18 protein-coding genes are annotated in these 17,199 nt (G+C 63.4%); 7 read left to right on the forward strand and 11 right to left on the reverse strand.

Annotation, left to right across the window (positions count from 1 at the left end):
- Positions 1-32 precede the first annotated feature (32 nt).
- Genes FO013_RS06400 through FO013_RS06435 form a run of 8 tightly spaced genes read right to left on the reverse strand, consistent with a single transcriptional unit; the run spans position 33 to position 6,588 of the window.
- Positions 33-368, reverse strand: a complete 336-nt coding sequence (locus FO013_RS06400) for a metal-sulfur cluster assembly factor (protein WP_009881355.1) — start codon at positions 366-368, stop codon at positions 33-35.
- Positions 369-370: 2 nt separating this feature from the next.
- A complete protein-coding gene (sufU, locus tag FO013_RS06405) occupies positions 371-838 on the reverse strand; it encodes a Fe-S cluster assembly sulfur transfer protein SufU (RefSeq protein ID WP_143921734.1) in 468 nt (155 codons plus the stop codon).
- A gap of 10 nt (positions 839-848) precedes the next feature.
- Positions 849-2,099: a SufS family cysteine desulfurase gene (locus tag FO013_RS06410; RefSeq protein WP_143921735.1), complete on the reverse strand. Its 1,251-nt coding sequence runs from the start codon at positions 2,097-2,099 to the stop codon at positions 849-851.
- The gene (sufC, locus tag FO013_RS06415) at positions 2,099-2,857 is read right to left on the reverse strand and encodes a Fe-S cluster assembly ATPase SufC (RefSeq protein WP_143921736.1); all 759 of its coding nucleotides are present in this window, start codon (positions 2,855-2,857) and stop codon (positions 2,099-2,101) included. The genes FO013_RS06410 and sufC overlap by 1 nt, the downstream gene beginning before the upstream one ends.
- A 50-nt stretch (positions 2,858-2,907) precedes the next feature.
- Positions 2,908-3,231 (reverse strand): non-heme iron oxygenase ferredoxin subunit, encoded by a 324-nt coding sequence (locus FO013_RS06420; protein WP_143921737.1) that lies wholly within the window; start codon positions 3,229-3,231, stop codon positions 2,908-2,910.
- Positions 3,228-4,403: a Fe-S cluster assembly protein SufD gene (sufD, locus tag FO013_RS06425; protein WP_143921738.1), complete on the reverse strand. Its 1,176-nt coding sequence runs from the start codon at positions 4,401-4,403 to the stop codon at positions 3,228-3,230. The genes FO013_RS06420 and sufD overlap by 4 nt, the downstream gene beginning before the upstream one ends.
- Positions 4,404-4,441: 38 nt before the next feature.
- Positions 4,442-5,872, reverse strand: coding sequence for a Fe-S cluster assembly protein SufB (gene sufB, locus FO013_RS06430; protein WP_143921739.1), 1,431 nt, complete (start codon positions 5,870-5,872; stop codon positions 4,442-4,444).
- Positions 5,869-6,588, reverse strand: a complete 720-nt coding sequence (locus tag FO013_RS06435; protein ID WP_143921740.1) for a helix-turn-helix transcriptional regulator — start codon at positions 6,586-6,588, stop codon at positions 5,869-5,871. Before FO013_RS06435 ends, sufB begins: the two co-directional genes overlap by 4 nt.
- A 103-nt stretch (positions 6,589-6,691) precedes the next feature.
- Here FO013_RS06435 and FO013_RS06440 point away from each other — a divergent pair, with 103 nt between their 5' ends.
- From FO013_RS06440 to FO013_RS06455, 4 genes are read left to right on the forward strand one after another with little or no spacing between them, the layout of a single operon-like run.
- Positions 6,692-7,618 carry an ABC transporter ATP-binding protein gene (locus FO013_RS06440; RefSeq protein ID WP_143921741.1) on the forward strand — a complete coding sequence of 309 codons (927 nt, stop codon included), beginning with the start codon at positions 6,692-6,694 and terminating at the stop codon, positions 7,616-7,618.
- Between the two features lie 50 nt (positions 7,619-7,668).
- Positions 7,669-8,400, forward strand: coding sequence for an ABC transporter permease (locus tag FO013_RS06445; protein ID WP_260848024.1), 732 nt, complete (start codon positions 7,669-7,671; stop codon positions 8,398-8,400).
- An 8-nt stretch (positions 8,401-8,408) separates the two neighbouring features.
- On the forward strand, positions 8,409-9,311 hold the full coding sequence (locus tag FO013_RS06450) for a COX15/CtaA family protein (protein WP_143921742.1): 903 nt from the start codon (positions 8,409-8,411) through the stop codon (positions 9,309-9,311).
- On the forward strand, positions 9,274-9,738 hold the full coding sequence (locus tag FO013_RS06455; protein ID WP_143921743.1) for a VOC family protein: 465 nt from the start codon (positions 9,274-9,276) through the stop codon (positions 9,736-9,738). Before FO013_RS06450 ends, FO013_RS06455 begins: the two co-directional genes overlap by 38 nt.
- 118 nt (positions 9,739-9,856) lie before the next feature.
- On the opposite strand, the gene FO013_RS06460 is transcribed toward FO013_RS06455, so the two are convergent.
- Positions 9,857-10,834 (reverse strand): heme o synthase, encoded by a 978-nt coding sequence (locus FO013_RS06460; RefSeq protein ID WP_143921744.1) that lies wholly within the window; start codon positions 10,832-10,834, stop codon positions 9,857-9,859.
- A gap of 255 nt (positions 10,835-11,089) precedes the next feature.
- On the opposite strand from FO013_RS06460, the gene tkt reads away from it, so the two are divergent.
- The 3 genes from tkt to FO013_RS06475 are packed head-to-tail and all read left to right on the forward strand — an operon-like array spanning position 11,090 to position 15,890.
- The gene (tkt, locus tag FO013_RS06465) at positions 11,090-13,171 is read left to right on the forward strand and encodes a transketolase (RefSeq protein ID WP_143921745.1); all 2,082 of its coding nucleotides are present in this window, start codon (positions 11,090-11,092) and stop codon (positions 13,169-13,171) included.
- Positions 13,168-14,271 (forward strand): transaldolase, encoded by a 1,104-nt coding sequence (gene tal, locus FO013_RS06470; RefSeq protein WP_143921746.1) that lies wholly within the window; start codon positions 13,168-13,170, stop codon positions 14,269-14,271. Before tkt ends, tal begins: the two co-directional genes overlap by 4 nt.
- A complete protein-coding gene (locus FO013_RS06475; RefSeq protein ID WP_143921747.1) occupies positions 14,268-15,890 on the forward strand; it encodes a glucose-6-phosphate isomerase in 1,623 nt (540 codons plus the stop codon). Before tal ends, FO013_RS06475 begins: the two co-directional genes overlap by 4 nt.
- 234 nt (positions 15,891-16,124) lie before the next feature.
- Here FO013_RS06475 and secG read toward each other — a convergent pair whose 3' ends face one another.
- A complete protein-coding gene (gene secG / locus FO013_RS06480) occupies positions 16,125-16,370 on the reverse strand; it encodes a preprotein translocase subunit SecG (protein WP_143921748.1) in 246 nt (81 codons plus the stop codon).
- A gap of 43 nt (positions 16,371-16,413) precedes the next feature.
- Entirely contained in the window at positions 16,414-17,199 is a 786-nt protein-coding gene (tpiA, locus tag FO013_RS06485) for a triose-phosphate isomerase (RefSeq protein WP_143921749.1), read from the reverse strand.

Here is a 17,199-nt window from a genome sequence, read left to right on the forward strand (position 1 = left end):
CGTCTCCACGGGGACGTCTGCAGTATCAGAACTCAGATGTTGAAGCCGAGGGCCCTCATCTGTTCGCGACCGTCGTCGGTGATCTTCTCCGGCCCCCATGGCGGCATCCAGACCCAGTTGATCCGGTAGGCCGGCACGATGCCTTCGAGGCACTGAGCGGTCTGGTCTTCGATGACATCCGTCAGCGGGCAGGCCGCAGACGTCAGGGTCATCTCGACGACGGCGGTGCCGTCGTCTTCGACGGAGAGTCCGTAGACGAGTCCGAGATCGACGATGTTGACGCCGAGCTCCGGGTCGACGACATCCATCATCGCTTCGCGCACCTCGTCGATGCTGGCGTTCTGCGGTGCGTCTATCACTTCGGGCATTCTTACTCCTTCAGAGACGATTGGGCTTGGTTGAGTGCGTCCTTGAACGCGACCCAGGACAGGAGCGCGCACTTGATCCTGGCGGGGAACTTCGACACTCCGCTGAACGCCGCAGCGTCGCCGAGTATTTCCTCATCTCCCACAATTGTCCCACGAGAGTGCATCAGCTCGTGGAACTTCGCTTCGATGTCGAGCATGCCCTCCACGCTGTTCTCCGAGGCGAGCTCGGAGAGGACTGAGGCCGAGGCCATCGAGATCGAGCACCCGTCGCCGGACCAACGCACGGCGATTGCGCCGTCATCGCTGATCTCAGTCTCGAGTTCGATCTCGTCTCCGCACGTGGGATTGATCTGGTGCGAGGAGCCGTGAGGTCCCGCTGCGCCCTCGCGCAGCAGAGCCGCGTTGCCGATCCGCGACCGGGAGTGGTCGAGGATGACCTGTTGGTAGAGCTGTTGCATCTGCGTGCTCATGACACGATCCTCACTGAACTCCGAAGAAGGGGCGGACCTCGGCCAGAGCGGCCAGGAACTGTTCGCAGTCCTCGGTGTTGTTGTACAGATAGGTGCTCGCCCGCGTCGTGGCGGTGACGCCGAAGCGCCGGTGCAGCGGCTGAGCGCAATGGTGGCCGACCCTCACCGCAACTCCCTGGGAGTCGAGGTACTGTCCCACGTCGTGGGCGTGGACGCCGTCGACATCGAAGGCCACGGTTCCGATCCGATTTTCGGCGGCACCGAGCACGGTGATGCCGGGAATCTTCGCGATGCCGTCGAGGAGGACTCTGGCGAGCTCTCGCTCATGGTCGAAGATCTTCTCCAGGCCCACCTCGGCGAGGTAATTGACCGCTGTGGTGAACGCCGCGACCTCGGCCACGGGCTGCGTTCCAGCCTCGAACCGCTGTGGTGCGTCCATGAACGCCGAGTCTTCCATGGTCACCGTGGTGATCATGGATCCGCCGGTCAAGACCGGGGGCAGCGAGTTCAGCAGGTCCGTCTTCCCCCAGAGGGTGCCGAGACCGGTAGGTCCCAGCGCCTTGTGAGCGGAGAACGCCGCGAAGTCGACATCGAGGTCGGCGAAGTTCACGGGCATGTGCGGGACCGATTGGCAGGCGTCGAGGACGACGAGCGCACCCACCTGCCGGGCCCGAGTGACGAGTGTGTCGACCGGGTTGATGGTGCCGAGCACATTCGAGACATGGGTGAAGGCGAAGACCTTGGTCGTCTCATCGACGATGGATTCCAGATCGCTGAGATCGAGCTCCCCGGCGTCCGTGACCGGCAGCCAACGGAGTTGAGCGCCCGTGGACTGGGCCAGCTGCTGCCAGGGGACGAGGTTCGCGTGGTGTTCCATCTCGGTGACGACGATGGAGTCAGCCGGTCCGAGACCGAAACGCTGAGCGGCCTCTCCCCCGAAGCCGTGGCTGGCTCGGTCGATGCCCAATGCGACCACGTTGAGTGCCTCGGTGGCATTCTTCGTCCAGACCACCTGTTCGGGTGCTCCGCCGACGAGGTCTGCCACTGCCTCACGGCCTGCCTCGAACGCGTCGGTGGCCATCACCGCAAGAGAGTGTGCTCCACGGTGGACGGCGGCATTGCGCTGCGAGTAGTACTCGGTGAATGTGTCGATGACGCACTGCGGCTTCTGGGAAGTCGCGCCAGAGTCGAGATAGCTCAGAGACGACTCCCCGACCCTGGTGTCCAGGATCGGGAAGTCGTTCCGCAGGCGGGAGAACATCAGACCGAGGCCTGCAGGAAGCGGTCGTAGCCCTCGTTCTCGAGGCGCTCGGCCAGCTCGGGTCCGCCCTCTTCGGCAACCTTGCCCTTGATGATCACGTGCACGTGGTCGGGCTTGATGTAGCTGAGGATGCGGGTGTAGTGCGTGATGAGCAGGACGCCGACATCCGTCGACTCGCGCACCCGGTTAATGCCCTCGGACACGATGCGCAGAGCATCGACGTCAAGGCCGGAGTCGGTCTCGTCGAGGACGGAGAACTTGGGCTTGAGCATCTCCATCTGCAGGATCTCGTGACGCTTCTTCTCGCCGCCGGAGAATCCCTCGTTGACGTTGCGGCTGGCGAACTCGGGATCCACACGGAGGTTCTCCATCGCGGACTTGAGGTCCTTGGTCCAGTTGCGCAGCTTCGGTGCTTCACCGTCGATGGCGGTCTTGGCCGAACGCAGGAAGTTCGTCACGGTCACGCCGGGGACCTCGACGGGGTACTGCATGGCCAGGAACAGTCCGGCCTTGGCGCGCTCGTCGACGGACATCTCGAGGACGTCCTCGCCGTCGAGGGTGACGGAGCCCGAGGTCACCTGGTACTTCGGGTGACCGGCCAGGGAGTAGGCCAGTGTGGACTTGCCGGAGCCGTTGGGGCCCATGATGGCGTGGGTCTCGTTGGAGTTGATCTCCAGGTTGATGCCGTTGAGGATCGGCTTGGGACCGGTTTCGGTGTTGACGCTGACGTGCAGGTCAGTGATTTTCAGAGTGGACATGTCAATCCTTTTCAATTCAAGTAAGCGTGGTGATCAGTTGAGCGTGCTGGTCAATTGACCACTGTGCTCGGGTCAAGCAGGATGCGGCCGGCGATCTCCTTGCAGTCATAGACTGAGACGGGTTCGAAGGCCGGTGGGCTCAGCGGACGGCCGGTCTTGAGGTCGAACTGGGAGCCGTGCAGCCAGCATTCGATGGCGCAGCCTTCCACTTCTCCCTCGGCCAGCGATACCTCGCCGTGAGTGCAGAGATCGTCGATGGCATGGATCGTGCCGTCGGAGTCGCGGGCGATGCAGATCTCGTGGTTGTCCACTTCGATCCTCATCGTCGCGCCCGCAGCCACCTCGTCGGCGGCCGCAACGTCGATCATGGTCACAGAACGCTCCGGGAGAGTTCTTCCTCGATTCGTTCGTTGAGGACATCTTCGATCTCGGGCACCTGGATCTTCTGGATCACTTCGTTGAAGAATCCGCGGACAACGAGCTGACGGGCAACGTCCTCGGGGATGCCGCGGCTCATCAGGTAGAAGAGGTGCTCCTCGTCGAAGCGTCCGGTCGACGAAGCGTGTCCGGCGCCGGCGATGTCGCCGGTCTCGATCTCGAGGTTCGGCACCGAGTCCGCCCTGGCCCCATCGGAGAGTATGAGGTTGCGGTTGAGCTCGTAGGTGTCGATGTCGAGTGCCTCGGGGCGGATGAGCACATCGCCGATCCAGACGCTGCGTGCGTCCTTGCCCTGGAGAGCGCCCTTGTAGTGGACGTTCGAGATGGCCTTCGGCGTGTTGTGGTCGACGTAGGTGCGGTGTTCGAAGTGCTGGCCGGCATCGGCGAAGTAGAGTCCGAGCAGTTCGGCCTCTCCCCCGGCTGCCGAGTAGCGCACATTCGTGTTCAGGCGCACGATGTCTCCGCCGAGGCTGATGACGATGTGCTTGAACTTCGCATCCTTGCCCACGATCGCGTCGTGCTGGCCCAGGTGCTGCGTCTCGTCGTCCCAGAGCTGAAGGGACACGAAGGTCACATTTGCGCCATCGCCGATGACGAGGGACACGAGCTCGGAGTGCCGAGCGAGTCCTTCGTGCTCGATGACGATGGTCGCCTTGGCATTCGCTCCGACGGAGACGACGACATGCCCATGGGAGACGTCGTTGCCGGTGCCGTCGGCGTGGATGATCACTGCGCCGTCGATCTCGGTTCCCGCGGGAACCGAGTAGTGGGTGACGGTGGCGGCACGGTTGGCTGCCACAGCAGCGGCCCGATCCTCGGGTTCGAGGATGCCCAGTTCCTGCGCGGCCTCGAGCGAGATCTCCTCCACGGAGATGCCTTCAGGCAGGTCGCCGGACGTGGTCAGCTTCGTCTCTGAGGCAGCGTCGGTGAAGAAATCACTGAGCTTGCGCACCGGCGAGAATCGCCATTCCTCCTCGCGTCCGTTCGGGACGGAGAAGTCGGAGACGTCGAAGCTGCGTGTGCGAGCATCCCGCTTCGAATCGGGGACTTGGACGTCGGCGCCATGAGAATGCTCATCGAGGCCCAACGGATTGGTGGTATCAGTCACTTAGAAAACTCCTTGTCGTGGTCGGCGGTGGGCGCAGATCAGCCCACGCCACCTTCCATCTGGATTTCGATGAGGCGGTTGAGCTCGAGTGCGTATTCCATCGGCAGCTCGCGAGCGATCGGCTCGACGAATCCGCGCACGATCATCGCCATTGCCTCGGTCTCCTCCATGCCGCGGCTCATGAGGTAGAAGAGCTGATCCTCACTCACCTTCGACACGGTCGCCTCATGACCCAGCGTCACATCGTCCTCACGGATGTCGATGTACGGGTAGGTGTCAGAGCGAGAGATGTTGTCGACCAGAAGCGCGTCACAGAGGACATTGTTCGACGAGCCCTTGGCTCCTGGGTGCACGTGGACGAGTCCGCGGTAACCGGAACGTCCACCGCCACGGGCCACGGACTTCGCCACGATCGAGGAGTGGGTGTTCGGAGCGGCGTGAACCATCTTCGCACCGGTGTCCTGGTGCTGGCCCTCGCCGGCGAATGCCACGGACAGCGTCTCGCCCCGTGCGTGCTCACCGGTCAGCCAGATGGCCGGGTACTTCATGGTGACCTTCGAGCCGATGTTGCCGTCGACCCATTCCATGGAAGCGCCCTCTTCGGCGATCGCGCGCTTGGTGACGAGGTTGTACACGTTGTTCGACCAGTTCTGGATGGTCGTGTAGCGAACCTTCGCGTCCTTCTTAGCCACGATCTCGACGACTGCGGAGTGCAGCGAATCGGTCTTGTAGATGGGTGCGGTGCAGCCCTCGACGTAGTGCACAGACGAGCCTTCGTCGGCGATGATGAGGGTGCGCTCGAACTGGCCCATGTTCTCCGTGTTGATGCGGAAGTAGGCCTGCAGAGGGATCTCGACGTGGACGCCCTTGGGGACGTAGACGAAGGAACCGCCCGACCAGACTGCGGTGTTGAGCGCCGAGAACTTGTTGTCTCCGGCGGGGATGATCGAGCCGAAGTACTCTTCGAAGATCTCCGGGTACTCGCGCAGTCCGGTGTCGGTGTCCATGAAGATGACACCCTGCTTCTCGAGCTCTTCGTTGATCTGGTGGTAGACGACCTCGGACTCGTACTGAGCGGCCACACCTGCGACGAGACGCTGCTTCTCAGCTTCGGGGATGCCGAGCTTGTCGTAGGTGTTGCGGATGTCCTCGGGCAGATCCTCCCAGGATGTCGCCTGACCCTCTGTCGAGCGCACGAAGTACTTGATGTCGTCGAAGTGGATGCCGGTGAGGTCTGCACCCCAGCTGGGCATCGGCTTCTTCTCAAACAGCTTGAGCGCCTTGAGTCGGCGCTGCAGCATCCAGTCCGGCTCGTCCTTCAACTTCGAGATGTTGCGGACAACGTCTTCTGAGAGACCGCGAGCCGCGAACTCTCCGGCGTCGTTTCCGTCGTGCCAACCGTATGCGTACTGCCCGAGGTCTTTGAGCTCGGGGTTAGCATCGATGATCCGATTGCCTGTGTCAGTCATCGTGAACCTCCTTGAGGTCGATCATTGCTGTGGATGAGTGGTCTGGTGAGTTCCGAGGTCGGAATGTGGGTGGTGCAGACATGATCGCCGTGGGCCAATGAGGACAGACGGCGAACATCGACGCCCAGGTAGTCCGAGAACATGGCGAGCTCTGCTTCGCAGATCTCGGGGAACTCGGAGGCGACTGCCTGGATCGGACAATGTCCTTGGCACAGCTGCATCGCTTCGAGAGGGGTGCCGGCCGCCACCGGTGTCGCCGAGGCGGCATATCCCTCCTTGGTCAATGCCGCAGCCAGGCCCCGGGAGCGGGAAGCCACTGTGGTGCCTCCCCGTCGATCCAGTTCCCCGCCGAGGCGGTCGCGGAGTTTCGCAACCAGGTCCTCGGTGAACTCCTCAACGGCCTCATGGCCGACTCGGTCCTTCATGAACCGGAGGATGTCGACTGCCAGCTGGTCATAGGAATGGGTGACCGAGCCATGCCCACGCGAAGTGACCACGTAGTGTCTGGCCGGTCTGCCGCGGCCTGCCTGCTTGCCGGCGAGCTCTCGGACCTCGATGAGGCCCTCGCTCTCCAGCGCATCCATGTGACGACGAATCGCCGCAGGAGTCAGGTCAAGCCCCTTCGCCAACGCCGAGGCAGTGATCGGCCCTTCATCGAGCACCGATCGGAATACCTTCTCTCGGGTACGGCGATCTTCTGTGTCGTTCGCAGCCATTCTCCACCTCCTTGACTAACACAACACTATTGTTGCGTAATTTGTTTCGTAAAACTAGGTGAGCCTAACTACGGGCCGATTCGACGCGTCGTAGAATGGTCAGGTGTCAGAATCGGCCCTCACCATACGTGGTCTCCATTACTCGTACGGCGCACACCACGTCGTCGACGGGATCGACCTCGATGCCTCCACCGGATCCATCCTCGGGGTGCTGGGACCCAATGGTGCGGGCAAGTCGACGACGATCTCCCTGGCGGTGGGCACACGGGCCCCCGATGCCGGTCGCGTGGAGATCTTCGGCCACGATCCGTTCCGTGACCATGCCTCGACATCTCTGCTCGCAGGCGTCATGCTCCAGGACGGCGGACTGCCGATGAGCGCGAAGCCGCTCCAGGTTCTGCGACACCTTGCGTCCCTCTATCCCAATCCGCTCAGCGTCGATGAACTCGCCGATCCCTTGGGCCTGCACGAGTTCTCCACACGCACGATTCGTCGCCTATCAGGAGGCCAGAAGCAGCGTGTGGCCCTGGCCGCCGCACTCATCGGCCGACCGCGCCTGGTCTTCCTCGATGAGCCGTGTGCCGGGCTCGATCCTCAGGCACGGGCGGTCGTCCACGATTTCATCCGAGAGCTTGCAGCAGCCGCGGTGGCCGTGGTCCTGACGACCCATGACCTCGCCGAGGCGGAAGAGCTCGCCGATGAGGTCGTCGTCATCGATCGCGGTCGCATCATCGCCCAGGGTGCTCCCGAGGATCTGCGCAACGCCTCCCCTGCCGGTCGCCGACTCGTCATCAGGGTCAGTCAGCCGCTGGAGCCGGCTCCTCGTGAACTCCTGGCCACGATGAATAGGGTCGCGGCCACCTCGGTGGTGGGCCCGGCCCTCGTCGTCGACGGGGACCTCGACAGCGCCCAGATCGCCGGCCTGTGCACGGCCGTCGCCGAGGCAGGACTGGCGATCACGGACATCGACATGCACTCCCAGTCCTTGGCAGATGTGTTCTTCGAACTCACGGGCAGGCCGCTGCGATGAGCCAGATGCCACCGACCAGCCAGATGACACCGTCCAACCAGAGACCGCGAATGAGGACGAAGCGCGTCATCGCGCAGACTAAGTTCGAGACGATCGCTGTCCTGCGCAACGGCGAACAGCTGCTGCTCTCACTCATCCTGCCGCTGGGTATGCTCATCTTCCTCGCGAAGGCTCCACTGCTCAGCGGCCTCGGCATCGTCGGGCCTGGAACGGATCCGCTCACCGTGGCGCTGCCCGGTGCGCTGAGCCTGTGCCTGGCCTCGACTGCCTTCACTGGTCAGGCGATCGCCACGGCCTTCGACCGCCGTTATGGGGTGCTGCGACAGCTGGCGACGACGCCGCTGGGCACAAATGGCCTCATCCTGGGCAAGCTCGGCGCGGTCATCGCCGTCGTCATCATCCAATTCGTCCTTGCCTTCGCCATCGCTGCGGGCCTCGGCTTCGACAGTCCCGTGAACCCACTCGCGCTGGTCCTGACCACGCTTCTTGGCACCGCAGCGCTGCTGTCCTTAGGCTTGCTCATGGCAGGAACCGTAAGGGCAGAAGCCACCCTGGCCGGCGCGAACCTGATCTGGGTGCTCATGGCCGGGGTAGGCGGACTCGTCATCGCACACCCAGGAGAATGGGGCACCGTGGTCGGCTATCTGCCCTCCGGTGCGCTCGGCGATGCGATGCGTGCGGCCGTCGGCGGCGCGGGCTTCGATGTCAAAGCACTGATCGTGCTCCTCGTGTGGGGGCTGGTGGGGACGCTTGCAGCACGCAGGTGGTTCCGATTCGAATGAGGAGAGAAATGGTCACTAAGAGGATCCGTGCAGCTGCATGGGCCATGCTCATTGCGCAGGCCACCATCATCGTCAGCGGTGGCATCGTCCGGCTCACCGGCTCCGGCCTCGGCTGCACGGACTGGCCCAAGTGCACACCCGATTCGCTGGTGTCGACCCCGGAGATGGGCATCCACGGCCTCATCGAATTCGGCAACCGCACGCTGGCGGTGGCGCTGGCCATGCTCGGAGTCGTCATCCTCTTCATGCTCTGGAAGCATCGGAAGCAGCGCCCCGACCTGTTCTGGCTCAACCTCGGGCTGCTGGCCATCGTCCCCGTCCAGGCCGTCGTCGGCGGCATCACCGTGTGGACGAAGCTCAACCCCTGGGTCGTGGCCGGACACTTCGTGCCCTCTGCCATCGCCGTCGGCGTCGCCGCGTACTTCGTTCGCCGTACCTATGACACCGGCGTGCGCACAGCTGAGAAGGCTCCGTCTCCGCTGCCGGCGCTCGGCTGGACCATCCTCGGGCTGACCGCGATCGTCGTGGTCTTCGGTGTCCTGACCACGGGCGCGGGTCCGCACTCGGGTTCGACGATGTCGACCCGCAACGGCCTCGACAACGTCTGGATCACCCGCGCACATGCTGCCCCGGTCTGGCTGTTGGTCATCGCGACCATCACCTCGCTCGTCCTGGCAGCGAAGAAGCACACCGTCATGGTCCGCCCCCTGGTCGTCCTCCTCGTCATCGAGGTGCTGCAGGGGATCATCGGATACGTCCAATACTTCACCGGCGTGCCCATCGTCCTCGTGGCATTCCATATGGTCGGCATCTCGGCTACGATCGCGGCAAGCGTTGCCGTCCTCGACAGCGCATACCCGAGGAGCACCCATCATGCCGACACCGATCACGCCGTGCCTGTGGTTCACTGACCACGCCGAGGAGGCGATGGAGTTCTACTGCTCCGTCTTCCCCAACTCGCACATCGTCTCCATCGACCGTTACCCCGATGAATCCCTCGATCCGCATTATGCAGGGATGCGCGGCAAGGTCATCAATGGGGTCTTCGAGCTCGACGGCAATCGCTTCATCTGCCTCGACGGCGGACCTGCATTCACATTCAACGAGGCGATCTCACTGACCGTCAGTTGTCGTGACCAGGCCGAGATCGACCACTACTGGTCAGCACTGTCGGCCGTTCCCGCCAGCGAACAGTGCGGCTGGCTCAAGGATAAGTTCGGAATCAGCTGGCAGATTGTTCCCGCCCACCTCGACGAGCTGATGACCGGAGATGCTCAGGTCAAGGCACTGATGGGGATGAAGAAGATCGTCATCAAAGAACTCGTTGACGCGGGCTGAGCAGCTCGTAGACTGCGACTTCGGATGAGTCAGCTCGTTCATGTGCGGACGTTGATGTCCGCGTGTGCCGACGGCCTCTCCTCGACCGGGAAGAACCCGCCGGTCTCAGAATCGGGATTTACCAGAAGCCGGGAAGGACGAACGGGTCGATCGCGACGGCGAGGAAGAGCAGCGACAAGTAGGTGATCGAGCCGTGGAAGACCTTCATCGCCTTCAGCGAGGTTCCGCTCTTGCCCTTCTTCGCCCGGGAGACGAGTGCATAGCAGGAGAACAGGAACCAAGCCCCGGCGAGAACCGCGACGCCTGTGTAGACAGGGCCCATCGGGGCGAGCGGAATGAGTGCCAGCGAGCACGCCACCATCGCCCAGGTGTAGGCGATCATCTGGCGACCGACGTTCGTCGGCGGGACCTTCGAGGGCAGCATCGGAACGTCTGCGGCATCGTAGTCGGCCTTGTACTTGATCGCCAGCGGCCAGTAGTGCGGCGGCGTCCAGAAGAAGACCACGAGGAAGAGCAGCAGGGCTTCCCAGGCCAGTCCGCCGGTGACGGCAGACCAACCTATGAGCACAGGCATGCAGCCCGCGGCGCCGCCCCAGACGATGTTCTGTGTGGTACGACGTTTGAGGATCAGGGTGTAGAAGACCGCGTAGAGCAGGATCGCACAAGCGGTGAGTCCAGCGGTCACCCAGTTCGTGAATCCGCCGAGCCAGAAGATCGATCCCAGGCCCAGTGCGAAGGCGAAGATGAGTGCGGCCCGTGGTGTGATCTCACCGGTCACGAGTGGGCGATGCTTGGTGCGTTCCATCTTCGCGTCGATGTCACGATCGACGTAGCAGTTGAAGACCGAAGCGGAGGCTGCGGCAGCTGCGCCGCCGATGAGGGTGTTGATGACCAGCCAGATATTCGGCATTCCCTGCGCGGCGAGGAACATCACCGGAGCAGTGGTCACCAGCAGGAGTTCGATCACTCGTGGCTTGGTCAGGGCGATGTAGGCACTGATGATCGAGCGGGGGCGTTTTGAGAGTCGTTCCTCGTCGACTGCCCTCTGCAGAGGGCGTTCACTCTGCGTGTCCTGGTTCTGACGAAGTTCACTCACGATGCCGATTCTACCCCCTGTCGAATTTTTCGCCAGTCGGTGAGGGCTGTGTCTCGGAGCCAGATTGTGCCGCACATCTGAGCCACAGGATGCAGAGGCCGGGTGCGACCGCCGCGAACAGGAACCACGACCCCGCTGCCGAAGGACAACGCGCTTGCGATCTCAGGGTCGGCGATCTCACCCCTCGCGTTTGCGACCCGGCGCGGTAGAGTTTGAGTGCACGCCTCTAAGACGAACGAAGGATCGCTCGAAGACATGAACTCCCTGTCCTGGACAGAACTCGACAACCGCGCAGTCGACACCGCCCGCCTCCTCGCCGCAGATGCAGTGCAGAAGGCCGGACACGGTCACCCCGGAACCGCGATGAGTCTTGCTCCCGTTGCACACTACCTCTACCAGTACGGTCTCAATCATGATCCCGCCGATCCGAGCTGGGCCGGCCGCGATCGCTTCGTTCTCTCCTGCGGGCACAGCTCGCTGACCCAGTACGTCCAGCTCTACCTCTCGGGCTTCGGCCTCGAGCTCGACGATCTGAAGGCGCTGCGCACCTGGGGTTCACTGACTCCCGGCCACCCGGAGGTCGGACACACTGCAGGCGTCGAGATCACGACAGGACCGCTGGGATCCGGCCTCGCCTCGGCGGTGGGAATGGCCATGGCCTCTCGCCGCGAACGCGGCCTCTTCGACCCTGATGCCGCTCCCGGTGCCTCGCCCTTCGATCATTCCGTCGTCGTCCTGGCATCCGACGGCGACCTCGAGGAAGGCGTGTCAGGTGAGGCTTCGTCCCTGGCCGGAACCCAGGAGCTGTCCAACCTGGTCGTGATCTGGGACGACAACCGGATCTCCATCGAAGACGATACCGCGATCGCCTTCAGCGAGGACACAGCAGCCCGCTACGCCGCGTATGGCTGGCACGTCCAGCACGTCGACTTCAGAGCCGGCGACGAGTACACGGAGGACGTGGAAGCCTTCCACTCCGCTATGGAAGCGGCAAAGGCTGATCCCCGTCCCTCCTTCATCCGTCTCTCGACCATCATCGCCTGGCCCGCCCCGAACGCGCAGAACACCGGCGGCTCTCACGGTTCGGCACTCGGCGACGACGAGATCAAGGCGACGAAGGAGATCCTCGGCTTCGATCCCGAAGAGACCTTCGCAGTGCCCGCCGAGGTGCTCAACCACACCCGCTCGGCACTGGACCGCGGCCGCGGAGCCCACATCGAGTGGAACGAGTCCTACAGCGCCTGGCGCGAGGCGAACCCGGCCAACGCCGAACTCTTCGACCGCCTGGCCAAGCGCGAACTTCCAGCAGGACTTGACAACGAGTTCCCTGTCTTCGATACCAGCGACAAGGGCATCGCGACTCGCGCCGCCTCCGGGCAGGTCCTCAACGCCATCGCGGCAACCATGCCCGAGCTGTGGGGCGGCTCCGCCGACCTCGCCGGATCGAACAACACACTGATCAAGGGCGATCCGAGCTTCCTGCCCGAACATCGTTCGACCGGTGCTTTCTCCGGTAACGAGTACGGGCGCAATATCCACTTCGGCGTCCGCGAATTCTCCGCCGGACTCATCGGCAACGGCATCGCCCTGCACGGTGGCACGCGCCCCTACAGCGGCACCTTCCTCGTCTTCAGCGACTACCAGCGTCCGGCCATACGGCTGGCCGCTCTGCAGCAGCTGCCGAACGTGTTCGTGTGGACCCACGATTCGATCGGCCTCGGCGAAGACGGACCCACGCACCAACCGATCGAGCATCTCTCCGCCTTGCGTGCGATTCCCGGTCTTGATCTGGTGCGCCCAGCCGATGCGAATGAGACCTCGGTCGTGTGGCGCAGGATCCTTGATCGCACCGACGGTCCCAGCGGACTTGTGCTCACCCGTCAGGCAGTTCCGGTCCTCGACCGTGAGAAGTACGCCCCTGCCTCCGAGGCGGCTCGTGGCGGCTACGTGCTCTTCGACACCGCAGATGAGCCCGAGGTAGCCATCCTCGCCAGCGGCTCCGAGGTCGCCATTGCGATCGCAGCAGCCGAAGAGCTGCAGGCAGCAGGCACCGCCGCACGTGTCATTTCGATGCCGTGCCAGGAATGGTTCGACGCTCAGCCCGAGGACTACCGCAGAGCGGTCCTCCCGCGTGCCCTCAAGGCTCGTGTCAGCATCGAAGCCGCCTCGGCGATGAGCTGGCACAGGTACCTCGGCGATGCCGGCCGTGCCGTGTCGATCGAGCACTTCGGTGCTTCGGCCGATTACGCCACGCTGTACGAGAAATTCGGAATCACCCCGGCTGCTGTCGTCACCGCAGCCGAGGAATCGATCGCAGCGGCGAAGGAGGACGCATGAGCAGCAATCTGGCACAGCTCAGCGAGCATGGGGTCTCCATCTGGCTCGATGATCTGTCACGGACACGTCTCGAGTCCGGCGACCTGGCACGCCTCATCGAGGACTCGAACGTCACCGGAGTGACGACGAATCCGACGATCTTCGCAAATGCCATCGCCGGGTCGGACAGCTATGACTCCGCCGTTGCAGAGCTCGGTGAGGGCAAGGTCTCCGCCGATGAGGCGATCGAGTCCCTGACCACCTCGGACGTCGCGGCCGCTGCCAGACTCTTCCGTCCTGTCTACGACGCCACCAACGGCGAAGACGGGCGCGTGTCCATCGAGGTCGCTCCCCCACTGGCACACGATGCCGAGGGCACCGTCGCGGCGGCCAAGGCTCTGTGGGAGCGCGTCGGCGAACCCAATGCGATGATCAAGATCCCCGCGACCGAAGCCGGACTGCGCGCGATCTCCGAGACCATCGCAGCAGGCATCAGCGTCAACGTCACCTTGGTGTTCTCCCTGACCCGCTACCGCCATGTCGTCGAAGCCTTCCTCCAGGGGTTGGAGAAGGCTCGTGTCGCCGGGCATGATCTCAGTCAGATCAAGTCGGTGGCCTCGATCTTCGTCTCTCGCGTGGATGCGGAGATCGACTCACGACTGGACGGCCTCGATGACCCGGCCGGGGCAGAGCTCAAGGGACGGGCAGGAATCGCGAACTGCGTGCTGGCCCATGAGATCCACTCGCAGCTGTTCACGTCGGAGCGCTTCCGGGTCCTCGAGCTCGCGGGTGCCACGCCGCAGCGACTGCTGTGGGCGTCGACCGGAGTCAAGAACCCCGACTACCCCGACACGATGTACGTGGCTGGACTCGTTGCCCAGAACACTGTGAACACGATGCCCGAACCTACGCTGCAGGCCTTCGCCGACCACGGTGAAGTGACTGCCGAGATCTCACCGGAGAACTACCGGGCCGCCGACGAGGTCTTCGACCGTCTGGCACGGCTCGGAATCGACTATGCGGAGGTGATGACCGTGCTTGAGACGCAAGGACTTGAGAAGTTCGACGTCAGCTGGGCGGAGCTGCAGGACACGATTCGCACTGCTTTGGACCGCGCATGAGACTCCAACACAGCGTTCCGGTCTCAGAAGACTACGAGGCCGAGGTAGGGCGTCTCCTCAAAGCGCGTGTCCCCTCCCGTCTAGCGGCCAAGGATGCGTCTTTGTTCACCGACGACGAGCAGCCTGTGCCGCGCATGGGCTGGGTGGATCTGCCGCAGCGGGCTGCGGAGCTCGTCGATGAAATCGAGGCTCTGCGGACCCGACTGGAGGCGCAGGGTCTGCGCTCGATCAGCCTGACGGGGATGGGCGGTTCGTCGCTGGCCCCGGAGGTCATGGCCCAATCCGCGGGGGTCAGGCTCGAGGTCGTGGACTCCACCGATCCCAATCAGGTCGCCGAGGCGATCGGAACCGATCTGTCCCACACCGTCCTGATCGTCGCCTCCAAATCAGGCACGACGATCGAGACAGACGCTATTCGCCGCGCGTTCTCCGCGGCCTTCGAATCAGTGGACATCGATCCAGCGTCTCGACTGATCGCCATCACCGATCCGGGGACCGAGCTCGACGCTTTGGCCACCGAGCAGGGTTTTCTGGCCACCTTCCACGCGGATGCGACCGTCGGCGGGCGCTACAGCGCGCTGTCGGCCTTCGGACTCGTCCCTGCCGGTCTTGCCGGTGTCGACGTCCGCGCGATCGCGGAGTCGGCGGCAGGGGCTGTCGGCGGTCTGGGAACGGATACTGCTGACAATCCAGCACTGCAGTTCGGGACCTGGCTGGGCATCGGTCATGCCAGGGCAACGGAGAAGCTCGTCCTCGCCGAGACCAACCCAGCGTTGTCGGGGATGAGCAAATGGGTCGAACAGCTCGTGGCAGAGTCCTTGGGCAAGGACGGTCAGGGCATCCTGCCCGTCGTCGTCGACGGCGCCGCTGACGTCGGCTTCTTCGACGCCCGTGCAGACGCCATGCTGTGCACTCTGGGTCCCATCACCGAGGTCGAGGCACCATCCGGGTTCAACTCGGAACTCGAAGGTGACCTTGGTGAGCTGTTCGTCTTCTGGGAATTCGCCACTGCGATCGCCGGCTACAGCATCGGGGTCGATCCCTTCGACCAGCCGGATGTCGAGGCCGCTAAGGAACATGCCAGGCAAGCCCTCTCACAAGGTTCGTCGGCAGCGCCGGCAAAGCCTGCGTTCTGCGAGGAACAGGTCGAGGTATTCGGTGAGTTCGAGGAGGCCACTGACCTCGTCGGCGCCATCGGAGAGCTCTTCGCACAGGTCGACGAGTACGGATTCGTCGGTGTGCAGGCGTTCATCGACCGCATCGCTGACGCCGATGCCGAGGGCCTCAGAGCCCTGGTCTCACAGCATTCGGGTGTGCAGACGACGTTCGGATTCGGACCGCGCTATCTGCATTCGACAGGTCAGTATCACAAGGGCGGTCACCCCAACGGAGTGTTCCTGCAGATCACAGCCGAACCCCGGACGGATCTGCTGGTTCCCGGTCGCCCCTATGGCTTCACTGAGCTGCAGCGTGCTCAGGCCCTCGGTGATGCCGCAGCTCTGCGGGACAAGGGGCGCCCCGTGCTCAGGGTTCACCTGCTCGACCGTGCACAGGGCCTTGCTCAGCTGCGTCGCGCGATTGCAGACGTGAAGCCCCTGCACCACTACGGAGTCGACTGACTTCCGACCTGTGCTGGCCCCAAACCTGCGCTGACTTCCAGCCGGAGATCACTCCTCTGGGTACGACGAAGGACCCTGACCAATCGGTCAGGGTCCTTCGTCTTGGCAGATGAACTCCGCGTCATGGTGGCTGGAACGCCGAGGTGGGCTCAGACGATATTCCGTCCACAGCCCTCAGGCAGGGCCTTCGCAGCCGAGAGCGGACTTGCAGTCAGACGTCGGCAGACGTCTGCGTCAGGCGTTGAAACGGGTGATGAGACCCAACAGGATGATGCATGCACCCCAGATGATCGCCATCAGAGTCGTGAACCGGTTGAGGTTGCGCTCAGCCACGCCCGAGGAACCCAGCGACGAGGACATGCCGCCACCGAACATGTCTGACATGCCTCCGCCTTTGCCTTTGTGCATAAGGATGAGCAGTGTCAGGAAGATGCTCGTGAGAACGAGCAGCACGATGAGTGTGATGTTGAGGATTTCCACGTCGAGAACTACCTATATTTCGTCAGAGGATTTGGTGGTCAGTCTACTTTGCTACTGCGGCCTTGCACAAAGCGGCGAAATCGGGCCCGTTGAGGCTCGCTCCCCCGACGAGCGCGCCGTCGACATCGTCGGAGGCCAGGATCTCAGCGACGTTATCGGTCTTGACCGAACCACCGTAGAGGATCCGGGTGCTCGACGCCAATGCGGAGCCGTGCTTCTCTTCCAGGCGGGCGCGGATGGCCGCGGCCATCTCGGCTGCGTCCTCTGCCGTCGCGGTCTCCCCTGTGCCGATCGCCCAGACAGGTTCGTACGCGATGACGAGCCCTTCGAGTGCCGCGGCATCGAGACCGGCCAATGACTCTTCGAGCTGCGAAAGAGTGAAGTCCACGTGGGTCTTCTCCTGACGCTGTTCCAGTGACTCACCGATGCACAGGATGGGTGTGATCTCCTGGGCCAATGCGGCCTTGACCTTGGCCGCGACGACATCATTGGTCTCGTCGTTGTTCGCACGCCGCTCGCTGTGACCGACGACGACATATGTACAGCCCAGTCGGGCCAGGAACGATGCTGCGATCTCTCCGGTGTGCGCTCCCGGTTCGTGCTGCGAGACATCCTGTGCACCGTAGGTCAGCCACAGTTTGTCACCCTGGATGAGAGTCTGCACGGATCGGATGTCGGTGAACGGAGGAATGACGACGACATCGCACTGCGTCCCGTCGAGTTTGGCGTCCTCAAGTGCCCAAGCAAGTTTCTGGACACTCGAGATCGCTTCGAGATGATCGTGGTTCATCTTCCAGTTGCCAGCCAGCAGCAGGGTCCGATCGCTCAT

This window comes from Brevibacterium aurantiacum (genome assembly GCF_007558825.1).
Lineage (GTDB): Bacteria > Actinomycetota > Actinomycetes > Actinomycetales > Brevibacteriaceae > Brevibacterium > Brevibacterium aurantiacum_A.

Bases quoted from the DNA above. Each gene is read 5' to 3' on its own strand.
- FO013_RS06400 (WP_009881355.1), bottom strand. From the start codon at position 368: ATGCCCGAAGTGATAGACGCACCGCAGAACGCCAGCATCGACGAGGTG.
- sufU (WP_143921734.1), bottom strand. From the start codon at position 838: ATGAGCACGCAGATGCAACAGCTCTACCAACAGGTCATCCTCGACCAC.
- FO013_RS06410 (WP_143921735.1), bottom strand. From the start codon at position 2,099: ATGTTCTCCCGCCTGCGGAACGACTTCCCGATCCTGGACACCAGGGTC.
- sufC (WP_143921736.1), bottom strand. From the start codon at position 2,857: ATGTCCACTCTGAAAATCACTGACCTGCACGTCAGCGTCAACACCGAA.
- sufB (WP_143921739.1), bottom strand. From the start codon at position 5,872: ATGACTGACACAGGCAATCGGATCATCGATGCTAACCCCGAGCTCAAA.
- FO013_RS06435 (WP_143921740.1), bottom strand. From the start codon at position 6,588: ATGGCTGCGAACGACACAGAAGATCGCCGTACCCGAGAGAAGGTATTC.
- FO013_RS06445 (WP_260848024.1), top strand. From the start codon at position 7,669: ATGAGGACGAAGCGCGTCATCGCGCAGACTAAGTTCGAGACGATCGCT.
- FO013_RS06450 (WP_143921742.1), top strand. From the start codon at position 8,409: ATGGTCACTAAGAGGATCCGTGCAGCTGCATGGGCCATGCTCATTGCG.
- FO013_RS06455 (WP_143921743.1), top strand. From the start codon at position 9,274: ATGCCGACACCGATCACGCCGTGCCTGTGGTTCACTGACCACGCCGAG.
- tkt (WP_143921745.1), top strand. From the start codon at position 11,090: ATGAACTCCCTGTCCTGGACAGAACTCGACAACCGCGCAGTCGACACC.
- tal (WP_143921746.1), top strand. From the start codon at position 13,168: ATGAGCAGCAATCTGGCACAGCTCAGCGAGCATGGGGTCTCCATCTGG.
- FO013_RS06475 (WP_143921747.1), top strand. From the start codon at position 14,268: ATGAGACTCCAACACAGCGTTCCGGTCTCAGAAGACTACGAGGCCGAG.
- tpiA (WP_143921749.1), bottom strand. From the start codon at position 17,199: ATGAGCGATCGGACCCTGCTGCTGGCTGGCAACTGGAAGATGAACCAC.